At 70.6% G+C, this 14,361-nt stretch carries 12 protein-coding genes; 9 read left to right on the plus strand and 3 right to left on the minus strand.

The window, feature by feature from the left end; all coding sequences use genetic code 11:
* Positions 1-11: 11 nt before the first annotated feature.
* The 3 genes from AB0412_RS06355 to rhaI form a co-directional block, all read right to left on the minus strand.
* A complete protein-coding gene (locus tag AB0412_RS06355) occupies positions 12-1,460 on the minus strand; it encodes a rhamnulokinase family protein (RefSeq protein WP_366401319.1) in 1,449 nt (482 codons plus the stop codon).
* Positions 1,457-3,496: a bifunctional aldolase/short-chain dehydrogenase gene (locus AB0412_RS06360; RefSeq protein ID WP_366401320.1), complete on the minus strand. Its 2,040-nt coding sequence runs from the start codon at positions 3,494-3,496 to the stop codon at positions 1,457-1,459. The genes AB0412_RS06355 and AB0412_RS06360 overlap by 4 nt, the downstream gene beginning before the upstream one ends.
* A 141-nt stretch (positions 3,497-3,637) precedes the next feature.
* Positions 3,638-4,798 (minus strand): L-rhamnose isomerase, encoded by a 1,161-nt coding sequence (gene rhaI, locus AB0412_RS06365; RefSeq protein ID WP_366401321.1) that lies wholly within the window; start codon positions 4,796-4,798, stop codon positions 3,638-3,640.
* A 260-nt stretch (positions 4,799-5,058) separates the two neighbouring features.
* Here rhaI and AB0412_RS06370 point away from each other — a divergent pair, with 260 nt between their 5' ends.
* From AB0412_RS06370 to AB0412_RS06410, 9 genes are all read left to right on the plus strand, one after another.
* Entirely contained in the window at positions 5,059-6,576 is a 1,518-nt protein-coding gene (locus tag AB0412_RS06370; protein ID WP_366401322.1) for a sugar ABC transporter ATP-binding protein, read from the plus strand.
* Positions 6,573-7,613: an ABC transporter permease gene (locus AB0412_RS06375; RefSeq protein WP_366401323.1), complete on the plus strand. Its 1,041-nt coding sequence runs from the start codon at positions 6,573-6,575 to the stop codon at positions 7,611-7,613. The genes AB0412_RS06370 and AB0412_RS06375 overlap by 4 nt, the downstream gene beginning before the upstream one ends.
* Positions 7,606-8,577: an ABC transporter permease gene (locus AB0412_RS06380; protein ID WP_366401324.1), complete on the plus strand. Its 972-nt coding sequence runs from the start codon at positions 7,606-7,608 to the stop codon at positions 8,575-8,577. The genes AB0412_RS06375 and AB0412_RS06380 overlap by 8 nt, the downstream gene beginning before the upstream one ends.
* Before the next feature lie 79 nt (positions 8,578-8,656).
* Entirely contained in the window at positions 8,657-9,730 is a 1,074-nt protein-coding gene (rhaS, locus tag AB0412_RS06385; RefSeq protein WP_366401325.1) for a rhamnose ABC transporter substrate-binding protein, read from the plus strand.
* A gap of 32 nt (positions 9,731-9,762) precedes the next feature.
* Positions 9,763-10,083, plus strand: a complete 321-nt coding sequence (locus AB0412_RS06390) for an L-rhamnose mutarotase (protein WP_366401326.1) — start codon at positions 9,763-9,765, stop codon at positions 10,081-10,083.
* Between the two features lie 96 nt (positions 10,084-10,179).
* Positions 10,180-11,205 carry a LacI family DNA-binding transcriptional regulator gene (locus tag AB0412_RS06395; protein ID WP_366401327.1) on the plus strand — a complete coding sequence of 342 codons (1,026 nt, stop codon included), beginning with the start codon at positions 10,180-10,182 and terminating at the stop codon, positions 11,203-11,205.
* A gap of 101 nt (positions 11,206-11,306) precedes the next feature.
* Complete coding sequence (locus AB0412_RS06400; protein ID WP_366401328.1) at positions 11,307-12,608, plus strand: alpha/beta fold hydrolase; 1,302 nt, start codon at positions 11,307-11,309, stop codon at positions 12,606-12,608.
* 66 nt (positions 12,609-12,674) lie between these two features.
* On the plus strand, positions 12,675-13,427 hold the full coding sequence (locus tag AB0412_RS06405) for a PIG-L deacetylase family protein (RefSeq protein ID WP_366401329.1): 753 nt from the start codon (positions 12,675-12,677) through the stop codon (positions 13,425-13,427).
* Complete coding sequence (locus tag AB0412_RS06410) at positions 13,424-14,317, plus strand: sigma-70 family RNA polymerase sigma factor (RefSeq protein WP_366401330.1); 894 nt, start codon at positions 13,424-13,426, stop codon at positions 14,315-14,317. The genes AB0412_RS06405 and AB0412_RS06410 overlap by 4 nt, the downstream gene beginning before the upstream one ends.
* Positions 14,318-14,361 lie beyond the last annotated feature (44 nt).

Consider the following 14,361-nt stretch of genomic DNA (forward strand, 5'->3'; position numbering starts at 1 on the left):
GGAGACCCCGGTCAGGCCCGGGCGAGCCGGGCCTGCGCGGCCTCCCAGCGCTGGATGCCGCCGCGCGGTTCGTACCGCGTCAGCAGCTGCGTGCGCGTGAGCAGCCGCCGCGTTCCGGCCAGGTCGCCGACCAGTCCGTGCGCACGGGCCTGCACCAGCACGTTGCCCAGCGCCGCCGCCTCCGTCGGCCCGGCGACCACCGGCAGCCCGCAGGCGTCGGCGGTCAGCTGGCACAGCAACGCGTTGCGGGTGCCGCCGCCCACGACGTGCACCACGTCGACCGGATGCCCGGCGAGCCGCTGGGCGTCCAGCAGCGCCCTGCGATGGGCCAGGGCCAGCGAGTCGAGGATGCACCGGGTGACCTCGGCGGGGGAGTGGGGCACCGGCTGCCTGGAGTCCCGGCACGCGGCGGCGATCCGCTCGGGCATCCGCCCCGGCGCGAGAAACCCCGCGTCGCCGGCGTCCACCACCGACCGCAGCGCCGGCACCTTCGCCGCCTCCCGCAGCAACTCGCCCAGATCGGGCTCGCCCCAGGCGCGTACGCACTCCTGGAGCAGCCACAGGCCCATGATGTTGCGCAGATAGCGGACCGTGCCGTCGAGCCCCAGTTCGTTGGTGAAGTTGGCGGTCCGGCTCTCCTCGGTCAGCACCGGGGCGTCCAGCTCCAGACCGGCCAGGGACCAGGTGCCGGTGCAGATGTAGGCGAACCGCTCACCGTCGGCGGGTACCGCGGCCACGGCCGAGGCGGTGTCGTGCGAACCGACCGTCGTCACCGGCACCGGCCCGGCGAGGCCGGTCTCCTCCAGCACCTCGGGCCGCAGCACTCCGGCCGGGTCCCCCGGTCGCCGCAGCGGAGCGAACAGCCCGAGATCGATGCCCAGCCGCCCTGCGACACCGTGCGCCCAGTCCCGGGTGCGCGGGTCGATCAGCTGCGTGGTCGAGGCGTTCGTCAGCTCCGTGCCCTGCTCACCCGTCAGCCAGTACGCCAGCAGATCCGGGATCAGCAACAGCCGCTCGGCCCGGTCCAGTTGAGCAGAGCCTTGCGCGGCGGACAGCTGGTACAGCGTGTTGAACGGCGCGTACTGCAACCCGGTCGCGGCGTACAGCTCGTCGGCCGGCACACTCGCCCACACCTTCTCCGCGACGCCCTCGGTGCGCGCGTCGCGGTAGTGCACGGGATTGCCGAGCAGCGCCCCGTCCGCGTCCAGCAGCCCGTAGTCCACCGCCCAGCTGTCGATCCCCACGGAGTCGACCGCCCCGGCCGCCCGCAGCCCGTCCAGCACCCCCGCGTACAGCCCGAGGATGTCCCACCGCAGCCCCTCCGGAACCCGCACGGGCCGGTTGGGGAAACGGTGCACCTCGGTCAGCTCCAGGCTGTGCGGGCCGACGCGGCCGACCATGACACGTCCGCTGGACGCGCCGAGGTCGACCGCGGCGTACGCCTTCGTGCCCACGCTCATCGCAGGAAGGCCGCGGCGACGCCGGCGTCGACCGGGACGTGCAGGCCGGTGGTGTGCGTGAGGTCCCCGCCGGTCAGCGCGAACACGGCGTTCGCGACATGCTCGGGCAGCACCTCGCGCTTCAGCAGCGTCCGCTGCGCGTAGAACTCGCCCAGCTTCTCCTCCGGCACCCCGTACACGGCCGCGCGCTGAGCGCCCCAGCCGCCCGCGAAGATCCCGGAACCGCGCACCACACCGTCCGGGTTGACCCCGTTGACCCGGATGCCGTGCTCACCCAACTCGGCTGCCAGAAGCCGCACTTGATGAGCCTGGTCGGCCTTGGTCGCCGAGTAGGCGATGTTGTTGGGACCGGCGAAGACGGCGTTCTTCGACGCGATGTAGACGATGTCACCGCCCAGCCCCTGCGCGATCATCACCCGGGCCGCCTCGCGCGACACCAGGAAGGACCCGCGGGCCATGATGTCGTGCTGGAGGTCCCAGTCCTTCGCGGTCGTCTCCAGCAGCGGCTTGGAGACGGAGATCCCGGCGTTGTTGACGACCAGGTCCACCCCGCCGAAGGCCAGCACCGCCGCCCGGAACGCCTCGGCGATCTGCTCCTCCGACGTGACGTCCACGGTCACGGCGACGGCCTTGTCCGGACCGCCCAGCTCCTCGGCCACGGCGGCGGCGTTCTCCCCGTTCACATCGGCCACCACGACACAGGCACCCTCACCGGCCAGCCGCTCGGCGATCGCCTTCCCGATCCCGCTCCCGGCACCGGTCACCAGCGCCACCCGCGTGGCCAGCGCCTTCGGCTTCGGCATCCGCCGGAGCTTGGCCTCCTCCAGCGCCCAGTACTCGATGCGGAACTTCTCCGCCTCCTCGATCGGCGCGTACGTGGAGACCGCCTCGGCCCCGCGCATCACGTTGATCGCGTTGAGGTAGAACTCGCCGGCCACCCGCGCGGTCTGCTTGTCCTTGCCGAAGCTGAACATCCCCACCCCGGGCACGAGCACGATCGCCGGGTCGGCCCCGCGCATCGCGGGGGAGCCGGGCTCGGCATGCCGCTCGTAGTAGGCGGCGTACTCCTCCCGGTAGGCGGCGTGCAGCTCCTTCAGCCGGGCGACGGCCTCGTCCAGGGGCGCCGTCGGCGGCAGATCGAGCACCAGGGGGCGGACCTTGGTGCGCAGGAAGTGATCCGGGCAGGAGGTGCCGAGCGCGGCCAGCCGCGGATGCTCGGCCCGGGCCAGGAAGTCCAGTACGGCCTCGGAGTCGTCGAAGTGCCCGACCTGCGGCCGGTCCTGCGAGGCGACCGCCCGCACATACGGCGCCAGCGCGGCCGCCCGCTCCCGCCGCGCGTCCTCGTCCAGCGCCTCGTACCCCTCGATCACCGGCCCGAACGGCTCCGGCCGCCCCCGCTCGGCGAGGAACTGCTCGGCGGTACGGATGATGTGCAGCGCATTCCGCTCGCACTCCTCCGACGTATCACCCCAGGCCGTGATCCCGTGCCCGCCGAGAATGCACCCGATGGCCTGCGGGTTGGCCTCCTTGACGGCCGCGATGTCCAGCCCGAGCTGAAATCCGGGCCGCCGCCACGGCACCCACACCACACGGTCCCCGAAACACTCGGCGGTCAGCTTCTCCCCGTCGGCGGCACAGGCGAGCGCGATCCCGGAGTCGGGATGCAGATGATCCACGTGCGCGGCGTCGACGAGCCCGTGCATGGCGGTGTCGATCGAGGGCGCCGCACCCCCCTTGCCGTGCAGGCAGTAGTCGAACGCGGCGACCATCTCGTCCTCACGCTCGACCCCGGGATAGACCCCGACGAGCCCCCGCAACCGATCCAGCCGCAGCACGGCCAGCCCGCTCTCGGTCAGCGTCCCGAGATCACCCCCGGACCCCTTGACCCACATCAGCTCCACATCACCCCCGGTGACGGGATCGACATCGAGTCCCTTCGCGGAGGCGTTGCCCCCGGCGTAATTCGTATTCCGAGGATCGGCACCAAGCCGATGAGAACGAGCAAGCAGAGCAGCAGCTTCGGGATGAAGAGCCATGATTCCGGTTCCTTTTGAAACGAGGGTGACTGGACCTACCTGAAGGGGCGCGGGGCTGTGCCGGATATGCGGCTCCGCCGCGTGGGCGCGATCAACCACACTCAACCCGCAGCCCGCAACGCAACAGGACGTGGCAGACGCTCACGCCCCCCAACCGGCCTGCTCCCCACCCACCCGCTCAGCGACAATCCGCTCGGCCCACCCGGAACGGCGGTACGCAGAAACAGGGTCGGGGTCCAACCCCATCTCCTCCCGCACTTCACCAAGCATCGGCCGCACATCGGTGTTGTACGCATCCATCAGCACGGCATTGGCCCCCAGCACGTCCCCCGCGGCCTGCGCCGCAGCCAACGCCTCCCGGTCCACCAACAGCGCCTTCGCCGTGGCCTCCTGAACATTCATCACCGACCGGATGATCGCCGGGATCTTCGCCTCGATGTTGTGGCACTGATCCAGCATGAACGCGACCTCGGGCGTGAACCCACCACCCCGGATCACCTCGTACATGATCCGGAACAACTGGAACGGATCGGCCGCCCCCACCATCAGGTCGTCATCCGCGTAGAACCGCGAATTGAAGTCGAACCCCCCGAGCTTCCCCTCCCGGAGCAGCGTCGCCACGATGAACTCGATGTTGGTCCCCGGCGCGTGATGCCCCGTGTCGACGACGACCTGCGCCTTCGGCCCCAGCTTCAGACAGTGCGCATACGCGGTGCCCCAGTCCGGCACGTCCGTCGTGTAGAACGCCGGCTCGAAGAACTTGTACTCCAGCAGCATCCGCTGCCCCTCGCCGAGCCGCTCGTACACCTCCGCGAGCCCCTCGGCCAGCCGGTCCTGCCGGGAGCGCACATCGTCCTGTCCGGGATAGTTCGTCCCGTCGGCGAACCACAGCTTCAGGTCCCTCGACCCGGTCGCGTCCATGATGTCGACGCACTCCAGCAGATGGTCCACCGCCTTGCGTCGCACCGCCGCGTCCGGATGACAGATGCTGCCCAGCTTGTAGTCGTCGTCCTGGAACGTGTTCGAGTTGATCGCGCCGACCCGCACCCCCCGCTCCTCGGCGTACTTCGCCAGCGCGGCATAGTCGTCCACCCGGTCCCACGGAATGTGCAGCGCCACCGTCGGCGCGACCCCCGTGAACTCGTGCACCTTCGCCGCGTCGTCCAGCTTCTCGTACGGCGTGCGCGGCACCCCCGCCTGCGCGAACACCTTGAAGCGGGTTCCGGAGTTCCCGTACGCCCACGACGGCGTCTCGACGGCCTGTGTCTTGAGAGCGGCCTTCGCCGCGGCGAGCTCGGTCACGTCAGGGCTCCTGTGACATCGGGTCGTAACGACCACTGAGTGAAACGATTCAGAAAGGGAAGCTATGGGGAGCCCGTAGGGGTGTCAACCCCCTCGGTCGAGTCCAGTCGCCGTGACCAGCGCGTGATCTAAAGCTGTCGAAAGTTTTTCGACCGGGACCCATTGACGGGTGGTACGTGACGTGCCTAACGTCCCGGCAACCCAGTTGAAACCTTTCACGACGCGGAGGGTCATCCCGCCGGCGTCGTCGAGGAGCCCTCATGACCCACCCGTCCGACACGGGTCCGGCCCCGGTCCTCGCGCTGAGGGACATCTCCAAGTCCTTCGGCGCGGTCCGCGCACTGCGGGACGTCTCCCTGGAGCTGTTCCCCGGGGAGGTGCACGCCCTCGCCGGCGAGAACGGAGCCGGCAAGTCGACCCTGATCAAGACGCTCGCCGGAGTGCACCGGCCCGACGCCGGGCAGGTGCTGCTCGACGGCAGGCCCGTGGTCTTCCACGGCCCCGGCGACGCCCGCGACGCCGGGATCGCCGTGATCTACCAGGAGCCCACGCTCTTCCCCGACCTCTCGATCGCCGAGAACATCTACATGGGCCGCCAGCCCCGGCGCGCCCTCGGCCGGATCGACCACAAGGCCGTGCACACCGCCACCGCCGCGCTGATGCGACGGCTCGGCGTCGAACTCGACCCCGACCGCCCGGCCCGCGGCCTGTCCATCGCCGATCAGCAGATCGTCGAGATCGCCAAGGCGCTCTCCTTCGACGCCCGCGTCCTGATCATGGACGAACCGACCGCCGCCCTCACCGGCAGCGAGGTCGCCCGCCTCTTCGGCGTCGTGCGCACCCTGCGCGAACAGGGCGCCGCGGTGCTGTTCATCTCCCACCGGCTGGAGGAGATCTTCGAGATCTGCCAGCGGGTCACCACCCTGCGCGACGGCGCCTGGATCGGCAGTGAACCCCTCGACGGCATGACCGAGGACGACCTGGTGCGCCGCATGGTCGGCCGCGACCTCGAGGAGCTCTACCCCAAGCAGGACGTCCAGCCCGGCGAGATCGCGCTCAGCGTGCGCCGGCTGACCCGCGAGGGGGTGTTCACCGACGTCTCCTTCGACGTGCGGCGCGGCGAGATCGTCGGCCTCGCGGGACTCGTCGGCGCGGGGCGCACCGAGGTGGCGCGAGCCGTCTTCGGCATCGACCGCTGGGACGCCGGGGGGGTCGAGGTGGACGGCAAGCCGCTGGTCAACGGCGCCCCGTCCACCGCGATGGCCGCCGGACTCGCCCTCGTCCCCGAGGACCGGCGCGCCCAGGGCCTGGTGATGAACATGTCCATCGAGCGCAACATCGGCCTCACCGGTCTGCGCACCACCGTGCGGGCGGGCCTGATGGACCGGGGCGCCGAGCGCAGCCGCTCCCTGGACTGGGCGGTCAAGCTCCAGGTCAAGTACGCGCGGATCGCCGACACCGTCTCCACCCTGTCCGGCGGCAACCAGCAGAAGGTGGTCCTCGCCAAGTGGCTCGCCACCGGGCCGAAGGTGCTGATCGTCGACGAGCCCACGCGCGGCATCGACGTCGGCACCAAGGCCGAGGTGCACCGCCTGCTGTCCCAGCTGGCCGCGGACGGCGTGGCCGTCCTGATGATCTCCTCCGACCTGCCCGAGATCCTCGGCATGGCCGACCGCGTGCTGGTGATGCACGAGGGCCGGCTCACCGCCGAGATCCCCCGCACCGACGCCACCGAGGAAGCCGTGATGGCCGCAGCCACCGGGAGGGCCGTCGCATGACCGTGACCACCCCTCAGCAAGCCCCCGCCGCGGAGGTGCCCGAGGCCGGTGCCACCCGCCTGGTCGACCGCGTGTTCAAGATGCGCGAACTGGCCATCCTCGTCGTGTTCCTGGTGATGATCGCCGTCACCCAGGCCGGCAACAGCGAGTTCCTCTCCGAACAGGGCATCAAGGACCTGCTGCTGAACGCGACGATCCTGGTGCTGGTCGCCACGGGCCAGTCCCTGGTGGTGATCACCAGGAACGTCGATCTGTCCGTGGGCTCCACCCTCGGCATCAGCGCGTTCGCCGCCGGCACGTATCTCCAGGGCGGCGGGAACCCGGTCGTCGGTGTCGTACTGGCCGTGCTGCTCGGCATCGGCTTCGGGCTGCTCAACGGACTGCTCGTCAGCCTCGGCCAGGTACCCGCCCTCGTCGTCACCCTGGGCACCCTCTACATCATCCGCGGCATCGACTCCATCTGGGTCGGCTCCCGGCAGATCACCGCCGCCGATCTACCCGGCGGATTCGTCGACTTCGGCTCCGGCGGAATCTCGGCGGTGCCGTATCTGGCGCTGATCGCGTTGGCCGTGCTCGCCGCCACGGCGTACTACCTCAAGCACTTCGGCAGCGGCCGCGAGCTGTACGCGCTCGGCTCCAACCCCGAGGCCGCGCGGCTCGCCGGCATCCCCGTACGCAAGCGGATCCTCACCGCGTACACCTTCTGCGGCGCACTGGCCGGTCTCGCGGGCGCCCTCTACCTGGCCCGGTTCGGCAACGTCGACTCCGGCACCGGCAACGGCTACGAACTCACCGTCGTCAGCGCGGTCGTCGTCGGCGGCGTCGTCTTCACCGGCGGCTCCGGCAGCGTCTACGGCGCGGCCCTCGGCGCGCTGCTGCTGACCTCCATCAACAGCGTGCTGCCCGCCCTCGGCGTCAGCTCCGTCTGGGTGCTCGCCATCAACGGCATCCTGCTCATCCTCGCCATCGCGGTCGACCGGATCGTCGCGGTGCGAGTGGGCTCCGCCCTGAAGAAGAGGAACGCCCGTCATGCCTGACTCCCTGATGCGCGCGGCCCGTTGGGACACGGTGGTCGGCGCGCTGCTGATCGTCGTACTCCTGCTGTCCTTCGGTTTCGTGGACGGCTTCGGGAACGCGCTCAATCTGTCCTTCCTGATCGGCAACACCCTTCCGATCGCGTTGATCGCCCTGCCGATGACGCTGCTCGTGGTCTCCGGGGAGATCGATCTCTCCGTGGCGTCCACCGCCGGCCTGTCCGGCGCGGTGATGGGGGCGCTGTGGAACCAGGGCCTGGCCATCGAGACGATCATTCCGATCTGTCTGCTGCTGGGTGTGGTGTGCGGGCTGATCAACGGCCTGCTGGTGACGCGGCTGGGGCTGCCCTCGCTGGCCGTGACCATCGGGACGCTGGCCGCGTACCGGGGGATCGCGCAGATCGTGCTGGGTTCCGATGCGGTGACCGATTTCCCTGCGCAGTATCTGGACTTCGCGGCCGGGCGGATCGGCGACACGTTCGTTCCTTATGCCTTCCTGCCTTTCCTCGTGCTGCTCGCGATCGCTGTGGTGGCGCTGCACGCCACTCCGTTCGGGCGGTCGCTGTTCGCGATCGGGGCGAGTGAGGAGGCGGCGAGGTTCGCCGGGATCCGGGTCAAGCGTCAGAAGCTGATCCTGTTCACGGTGACGGGGTTGATGGCGTCGCTCACGGGGGTGTTCTGGGCGCTGCATTACGCCAGCGCTCGCTTTGACAACGCCACGGGTCTTGAACTCTCGGTCGTGGCTGCCGTGTTGCTCGGGGGCATCGACTTCGACGGGGGCAAGGGCACGTTGGGTGGTGCGATTGCGGGGGTGTTCCTGCTTGGTGCGCTGCAGAACGTGATGAGTCTGCAGGATGTTTCGGCGCAGTCGCAGATTGTTGTGACTGGTGTGTTGCTTGTTCTGTCCGTGCTGGGGCCGCGGGTCGCGCGGCAGATCGCCGTTGTGCGAGCTCAATCGTCCGGCTAGCAGGTCGTGTGTGGCTGGCCCCGCAGTTCCCCGCGCCCCTGGCGGCGTGTCCCTTTCCCTCTCTTCAAAGGACCCAACCATGCCCGTCCGACGTTCACTCGCCTCTCTCGCAGCCGTCACCTCTCTCGCCCTCGCCCTCGCCGCCTGTGGCGGCACCACCAAGGAGGACGTGAAGAACGAAGGCGGGGCTGCCGCCACCGCCGGCAAGGCCGATCCGAATGCCGAGCTCAAGAAGGGGCTCACCGTCGGGTTCCTGCCCAAGCAGGTGAACAACCCCTACTTCACCACCGCCGACAAGGGCGGGGAGAAGGCGCTCAAGGAGCTGGGGTCCACGTACAAGGAGGTCGGGCCCTCCAGCGCCACCGACACCGCCGGGCAGGTCAGTTACGTCAACACGCTGACCCAGCAGCAGGTCGACGCCATGGCCGTGTCCGCGCAGGACCCCGGCGCCCTGTGCACCGCGCTCAAGCAGGCCATGAAGAACGGCATCAAGGTCGTCACCTACGACTCCGACACCACTCCCGGCTGCCGCAACGCCTTCGTCTCGCAGGCGTCGGCCGAGGACCTCGGCCGGACCGAGGTGCAGCTGCTCGCCGAGCAGATCGGGTACAAGGGCGAGATCGCGATCCTGTCCGCCGCACAGACCGCGACCAACCAGAACACCTGGATCGAGTTCATGAAGGACGAGCTCAAGGATCCCAAGTACAAGGACATGAAGCTGGTCAAGGTCGCCTACGGAAACGACGACGCCCAGCAGTCGTTCCAGCAGACCCAGGGCCTCCTCCAGGAGCACCCGAACCTGAAGGGGATCATCTCCCCGACCACCGTGGGCATCAAGGCCGCCGCCCAGTACCTGTCCGGCTCCAAGTACAAGGGCAAGGTCAAGCTGACCGGCCTCGGCACCCCGAACGACATGCGCAAGTACGTCAAGAACGGCACCGTCGAGGCGTTCGAGCTGTGGGACCCGGCCAAGCTCGGCGAGCTGGCGGCCCGTACCGCCGTGGCGCTGGCCTCCGGGCAGATCACCGGCAAGGAGGGCGAGACCTTCACCGCCGGGGCGATGGGCGAGTACACCATCGGCAAGGACGGCGTGATCAACCTCGGAAAGCCCACCGTCTTCAACGCCGAGAACATCGACAAGTTCACCTTCTGATCACCGAGCTCGTACGGGAGGAGCGGTACTTCATGCAGCGTGTCTGTTTCCTGCTCAAGGTCCGCCAGGACAGGATCGCCGAGTACCGCGAACGCCATGCCGCCGTGTGGCCCGAGATGCGCGCGGCGCTCTCGGCCACCGGCTGGCACAACTACTCCCTGTTCCTGCGCGACGACGGCCTCCTCGTCGGCTACCTGGAGACCGAGGACTTCGAGGCCGCCAAGGCCGGGATGGAGGCCACCGAGGTCAACGCGCGCTGGCAGGCCGAGATGGCTCCCTTCTTCGAGTCCCTCGACGGCGCCCGCCCGGACGAGGCGATGAAACCGCTCACCGAGGTCTTCCACCTCGCCTGACGACGAAGCCCGCCCGACCGGCACCGTCCGCCGGGCGGCCGTGCCGGTAATGTGAAGAGACCCCGGCCGCCCCGTCTCCTTGGAGGTCCCTGCCCGATGGCCCAGTCGGTGGGTATCAAGGACGTCGCCCGAGTCGCCGGAGTCTCCGTCGGCACGGTGTCGAACGTGATCAACCGCCCGGACACGGTCGCCGCCGAGACCCGGGCACGGGTGCTGTCCGCCATCGACCGGCTCGGCTACGTCCGCAGCGAGTCGGCGCGCCAGCTGCGCGCGGGCCGCAGCCGGATCATGGGCCTGCTCGTCCTCGACATGGGCAACCCCTTCTTCGTGGACGTGGCGCGCGGTGCCGAGCGCGCCGCCCGGCAGGCCGGACTCGGTGTGATGGTCTGCAACAGCGCCCAGAACCCGGGCGAGGAGGCCGAGTACCTCTCCCTCTTCGCCGAGCAGCGGGTGCGGGGCGTGCTGCTCACCCCGGCCGACGCCACCGGCCGCAACATCGAGGCCTTCCGCCGGCACGGCATCCCCTTCGTGCTGGTCGACCGGGTGGCCGAGGGCGCCACCGAGTGCTCCGTCTCCGTCGACGACGTGGCCGGCGGCGCGCTCGCCGTACGCCACCTCGTGGACGCCGGGCACCGGTCCATCGCCTACGTCAGCGGGCCGCCCGGACTCAACCAGGTCCGGGACCGGCGCACCGGCGCCCTGAACGCGCTCGCCGAGGCCGGGCTCGGCCCCGACCGCCTGCGGGAGCTGCCCACCGAGCGGCTCGACGTCGCCGCCGGCCGGGACGCGGGCGCCCGCCTGCTCGGCCTCGCCGACCGGCCCACCGCCGTGTTCTGCGCCAATGACCTGCTCGCCCTGGGGGTGCTCCAGGCCATGTACGCGGCCGGGGTCGGCGTCCCCGACGACCTCGCGATCGTCGGCTACGACGACATCGAGTTCGCGGCCGCCGCGGCCGTCCCGCTCACCTCGGTGCGCCAGCCCGCCGTCACCATGGGCGCCCTCGCCGCGGAGCTGCTGCTGGAGGAGACGGAGGCCGACACCGCGGAGCGGACCCATGAGCACCGAAGGGTCGTACTGAGCCCCGAACTGGTGGTGCGCCGCTCCAGTCTCTCCGCCCGCTGACCGGCCGTTCAGCAGGAATTCCGTCATCCCGGCTCGTTGACCGCAGAAACGTGTGCTGAACTGGGTCGCGGTCCGACCGTCCGTCCGTCCCGGGAGCCCCGTTGACCCACAGCTACCGCCAGCCCGGAGTCGTCCTCACCGACCGCCGCTTCACCGTCCCGCTCGACCACGACGACCCCTCGGGGGAGACCATCGAGCTGTACGCCCGCGAGGTCGTCGCCGCCGACAAGGCGGGCCAGGACCTGCCGTGGCTGCTGTACCTCCAGGGCGGACCCGGATTCGGGGCGAACCGTTTCGTCGGGAAGCAGGCCTGGCTCGGCCGGGCCCTGAAGGAGTACCGCGTGCTGCTCCTGGACCAGCGCGGCACCGGCCACTCGACCCCCGCCAACCGGCAGACCCTCCCGCTGCGCGGGGGTCCCGCCGCACAGGCCGACTACCTCACCCGCTTCCGCGCCGACTCCATCGTCCGCGACTGCGAGGCGATCCGCCCCGAGGTCACCGGCGGCGCCCCCTGGACCGTCCTCGGCCAGAGCTTCGGCGGCTTCTGCACGGTCACCTATCTGTCCACCGCCCCCGAGGGCCTGGACACCGCGATCATCACCGGCGGGCTGCCCTCGCTGGACGCCCACGCCGAGGACGCCTACCGGGCCGCCTACCCGCGCATCGAGCGCAAGGTCACCGCCCACTACGCCCGCTACCCGCAGGACGTCGACCGCGTCCGCCGCATCGCCGACCACCTCCTCACCCACGAGGTGACCCTGCCGAACGGCTACCGCCTCACCGTGGAGGCGTTCCAGTCCCTCGGCATCGTCCTCGGCAGCGGCGACGGCAGCCACCGGCTGCACTACCTCCTGGAGGACGCCTTCGTCCGCACGCCGTCCGGCCCCGCCCTGTCGGACGCCTTCCAGGAGCAGGTCCAGGGCATGCTGTCCTTCGCGGGCCACCCGCTGTACGCGCTCGTCCACGAGGCGTGCTACGGCCAGGACGCCCGGCCCACCGCCTGGGCCGCCGAGCGCGTGCGGGCCGAGTTCCCGCAGTTCGACGCGGCCAAGGCGCTCGCCGGTGACGAACCGGTGCTGTTCACCGGCGAGACGATCCACCCCTGGATGTTCGACTGCGACCCCGCGCTGCGCCCGCTGCGGGAGACCGCCGAACTGCTCGCCGCCCGCACCGACTGGACACCCCTGTACGACCCGTCCCGCCTCGCCGCAAACGAGGTCCCGGTGGCGGCGGCCGTCTACCACGACGACATGTACGTCGACACCGCCCACTCCCTGCGCACCGCCCGCGCGATCCGGGGCCTGCGCACCTGGGTGACGGACGAGTTCGAACACGACGGAGTCCGGGCGGGAGGCCCCCGGGTCCTGGACCGCCTGCTCGCGCTGGCGAGGGACGAAGAGTGACGTCGAGTGATGACGGCGGTCTGGGCAACACCCACTCTCCTGCGGCGGAACACATAGTCTGCTGACATGACCGAGCCGACGATCAGTCAACTCCGACCCATGCCCGACGATTGGCAGCGCGCCCTCGCCGTGGTGGCCCATCCGGACGACCTCGAATACGGCTGCTCCGCGGCGATCGCGTCCTGGACCGACGCCGGCCGCGAGGTCGCCTACGTACTGGCGACCCGCGGCGAGGCGGGCATCGACTCGCTCGCCCCCGCCGAGTGCGCTCCGCTGCGCGAGCAGGAGCAACTGGCGAGCGCGGCGGTCGTCGGCGTGTCGACCGTGGAGTTCCTCGACCACAAGGACGGCGTCATCGAGTACGGGCCCGCCCTGCGCCGGGACATCGCCGCCGCCATCCGCCGGCACCGGCCCGAACTGGTCATCACCCTGAACCACCGGGACACCTGGGGCGGCACGTACTGGAACACCCCGGACCACGTGGCCGTCGGCCGTGCCACGCTCGACGCCGCCGGCGACGCCGGCAACCGCTGGATCTTCCCGGAACTGACCGAGCAGGGCCTCGAACCCTGGGACGGCGTCCGCTGGGTCGCGGTCGCCGGCTCCAGCACCCCCACGCACGCCGTGGACGCCACGGACGGGATGGAGCGCGCGGTGCGCTCCCTGCTCGAACACCGCGCCTACATCGAGGCGTTGACCGACCAGGACCCGGAGGAGTACGTGCGGGGCTTCCTGGTCGGGTTCGCGCAGGAGGCGGGCCAGCGGTTCGGGGGCCGGCCGGCGGTCACCTTCGAGCTGTTCCCCAGGATGACGGCATGAGCGACGAGGAACTGCTGGCGGAGCGCTTCGAGGAGCATCGCGCCCGGCTCCGGTCGGTCGCCTACCGCATGCTCGGCTCGTCGGCCGAGGCGGAGGACGCCGTCCAGGAGACCTGGCTGAAACTGGGCCGCACCGACGCCGACGAGATCGACAACCTAGGCGGCTGGCTGACCACCGTCACCGGCCGCGTCTGCCTCGACATGCTGCGCTCGCGCACCGCGCGCCGCGAGCAGCCGATGGACGAGACCTTCGTCCCCGACCCGGTGATCAGACCCCTCTCCCACATCGACCCGGAGCAGCAGGCGATGCACACCGATTCGGTGGGCGTGGCGCTGCTGGTGGTCCTGGAGACGCTGGAGCCCGACGAGCGGCTCGCGTTCGTCCTGCACGACATGTTCGCGGTGCCCTTCGACGACATCGCGCCGGTGGTGGAGCGCAGCTCGGCCGCCACCCGGCAGCTGGCCAGCCGCGCCCGCCGCCGGGTGAAGGACGCCACGCCCTCCTCGGAGCCCGACGTCGGCCGTCAGAGACAGGTGCTGGACGCCTTCATGGCCGCCGCACGCGGAGGTGACTTCGAGGCGCTGGTCGCGGTCCTCCACCCGGACGTGGTGCTCAGGGCCGACGCCGGTGCGCTGGTCCGCGGGGCCGGCGCGTCGAAGAGGCTCCAGGGCGCGAAGACGGTGGCCGAGTCGGCCATGATGTTCGCCCGGTACACCGCCGCGGCGACCACGGCGTGGGTGGGCGACTCCCTCGGCCTGGTCAGCCTGGTCGACGGCCGCCCGCACTCGGTCATGTCCGTCACGATCGCCGACGGCCGGATCACCGGCATGTACATCCTGGCCGACCCCGAGCGGCTCGACCGGCTGGAACTGCCTGACCTGGAGGGTTGAGCCCGGACCGGCTCTGCGGGCCGACCGGCCGTTCCGTATGCTGA

The organism is Streptomyces sp. NPDC052012, assembly GCF_040689265.1.
In the GTDB taxonomy this organism is placed as follows: Bacteria; Actinomycetota; Actinomycetes; order Streptomycetales; family Streptomycetaceae; genus Streptomyces.

Excerpts from the sequence above, each read along its gene's own strand:
- AB0412_RS06390 (WP_366401326.1), top strand. The coding sequence starts at position 9,763 with ATGCAGCGTGTCTGTTTCCTGCTCAAGGTCCGCCAGGACAGGATCGCC.
- AB0412_RS06360 (WP_366401320.1), bottom strand. The coding sequence starts at position 3,496 with ATGGCTCTTCATCCCGAAGCTGCTGCTCTGCTTGCTCGTTCTCATCGG.
- AB0412_RS06410 (WP_366401330.1), top strand. The coding sequence starts at position 13,424 with ATGAGCGACGAGGAACTGCTGGCGGAGCGCTTCGAGGAGCATCGCGCC.
- rhaS (WP_366401325.1), top strand. The coding sequence starts at position 8,657 with ATGCCCGTCCGACGTTCACTCGCCTCTCTCGCAGCCGTCACCTCTCTC.
- AB0412_RS06405 (WP_366401329.1), top strand. The coding sequence starts at position 12,675 with ATGACCGAGCCGACGATCAGTCAACTCCGACCCATGCCCGACGATTGG.
- AB0412_RS06370 (WP_366401322.1), top strand. The coding sequence starts at position 5,059 with ATGACCCACCCGTCCGACACGGGTCCGGCCCCGGTCCTCGCGCTGAGG.
- AB0412_RS06380 (WP_366401324.1), top strand. The coding sequence starts at position 7,606 with ATGCCTGACTCCCTGATGCGCGCGGCCCGTTGGGACACGGTGGTCGGC.
- AB0412_RS06395 (WP_366401327.1), top strand. The coding sequence starts at position 10,180 with ATGGCCCAGTCGGTGGGTATCAAGGACGTCGCCCGAGTCGCCGGAGTC.
- AB0412_RS06375 (WP_366401323.1), top strand. The coding sequence starts at position 6,573 with ATGACCGTGACCACCCCTCAGCAAGCCCCCGCCGCGGAGGTGCCCGAG.
- AB0412_RS06355 (WP_366401319.1), bottom strand. The coding sequence starts at position 1,460 with ATGAGCGTGGGCACGAAGGCGTACGCCGCGGTCGACCTCGGCGCGTCC.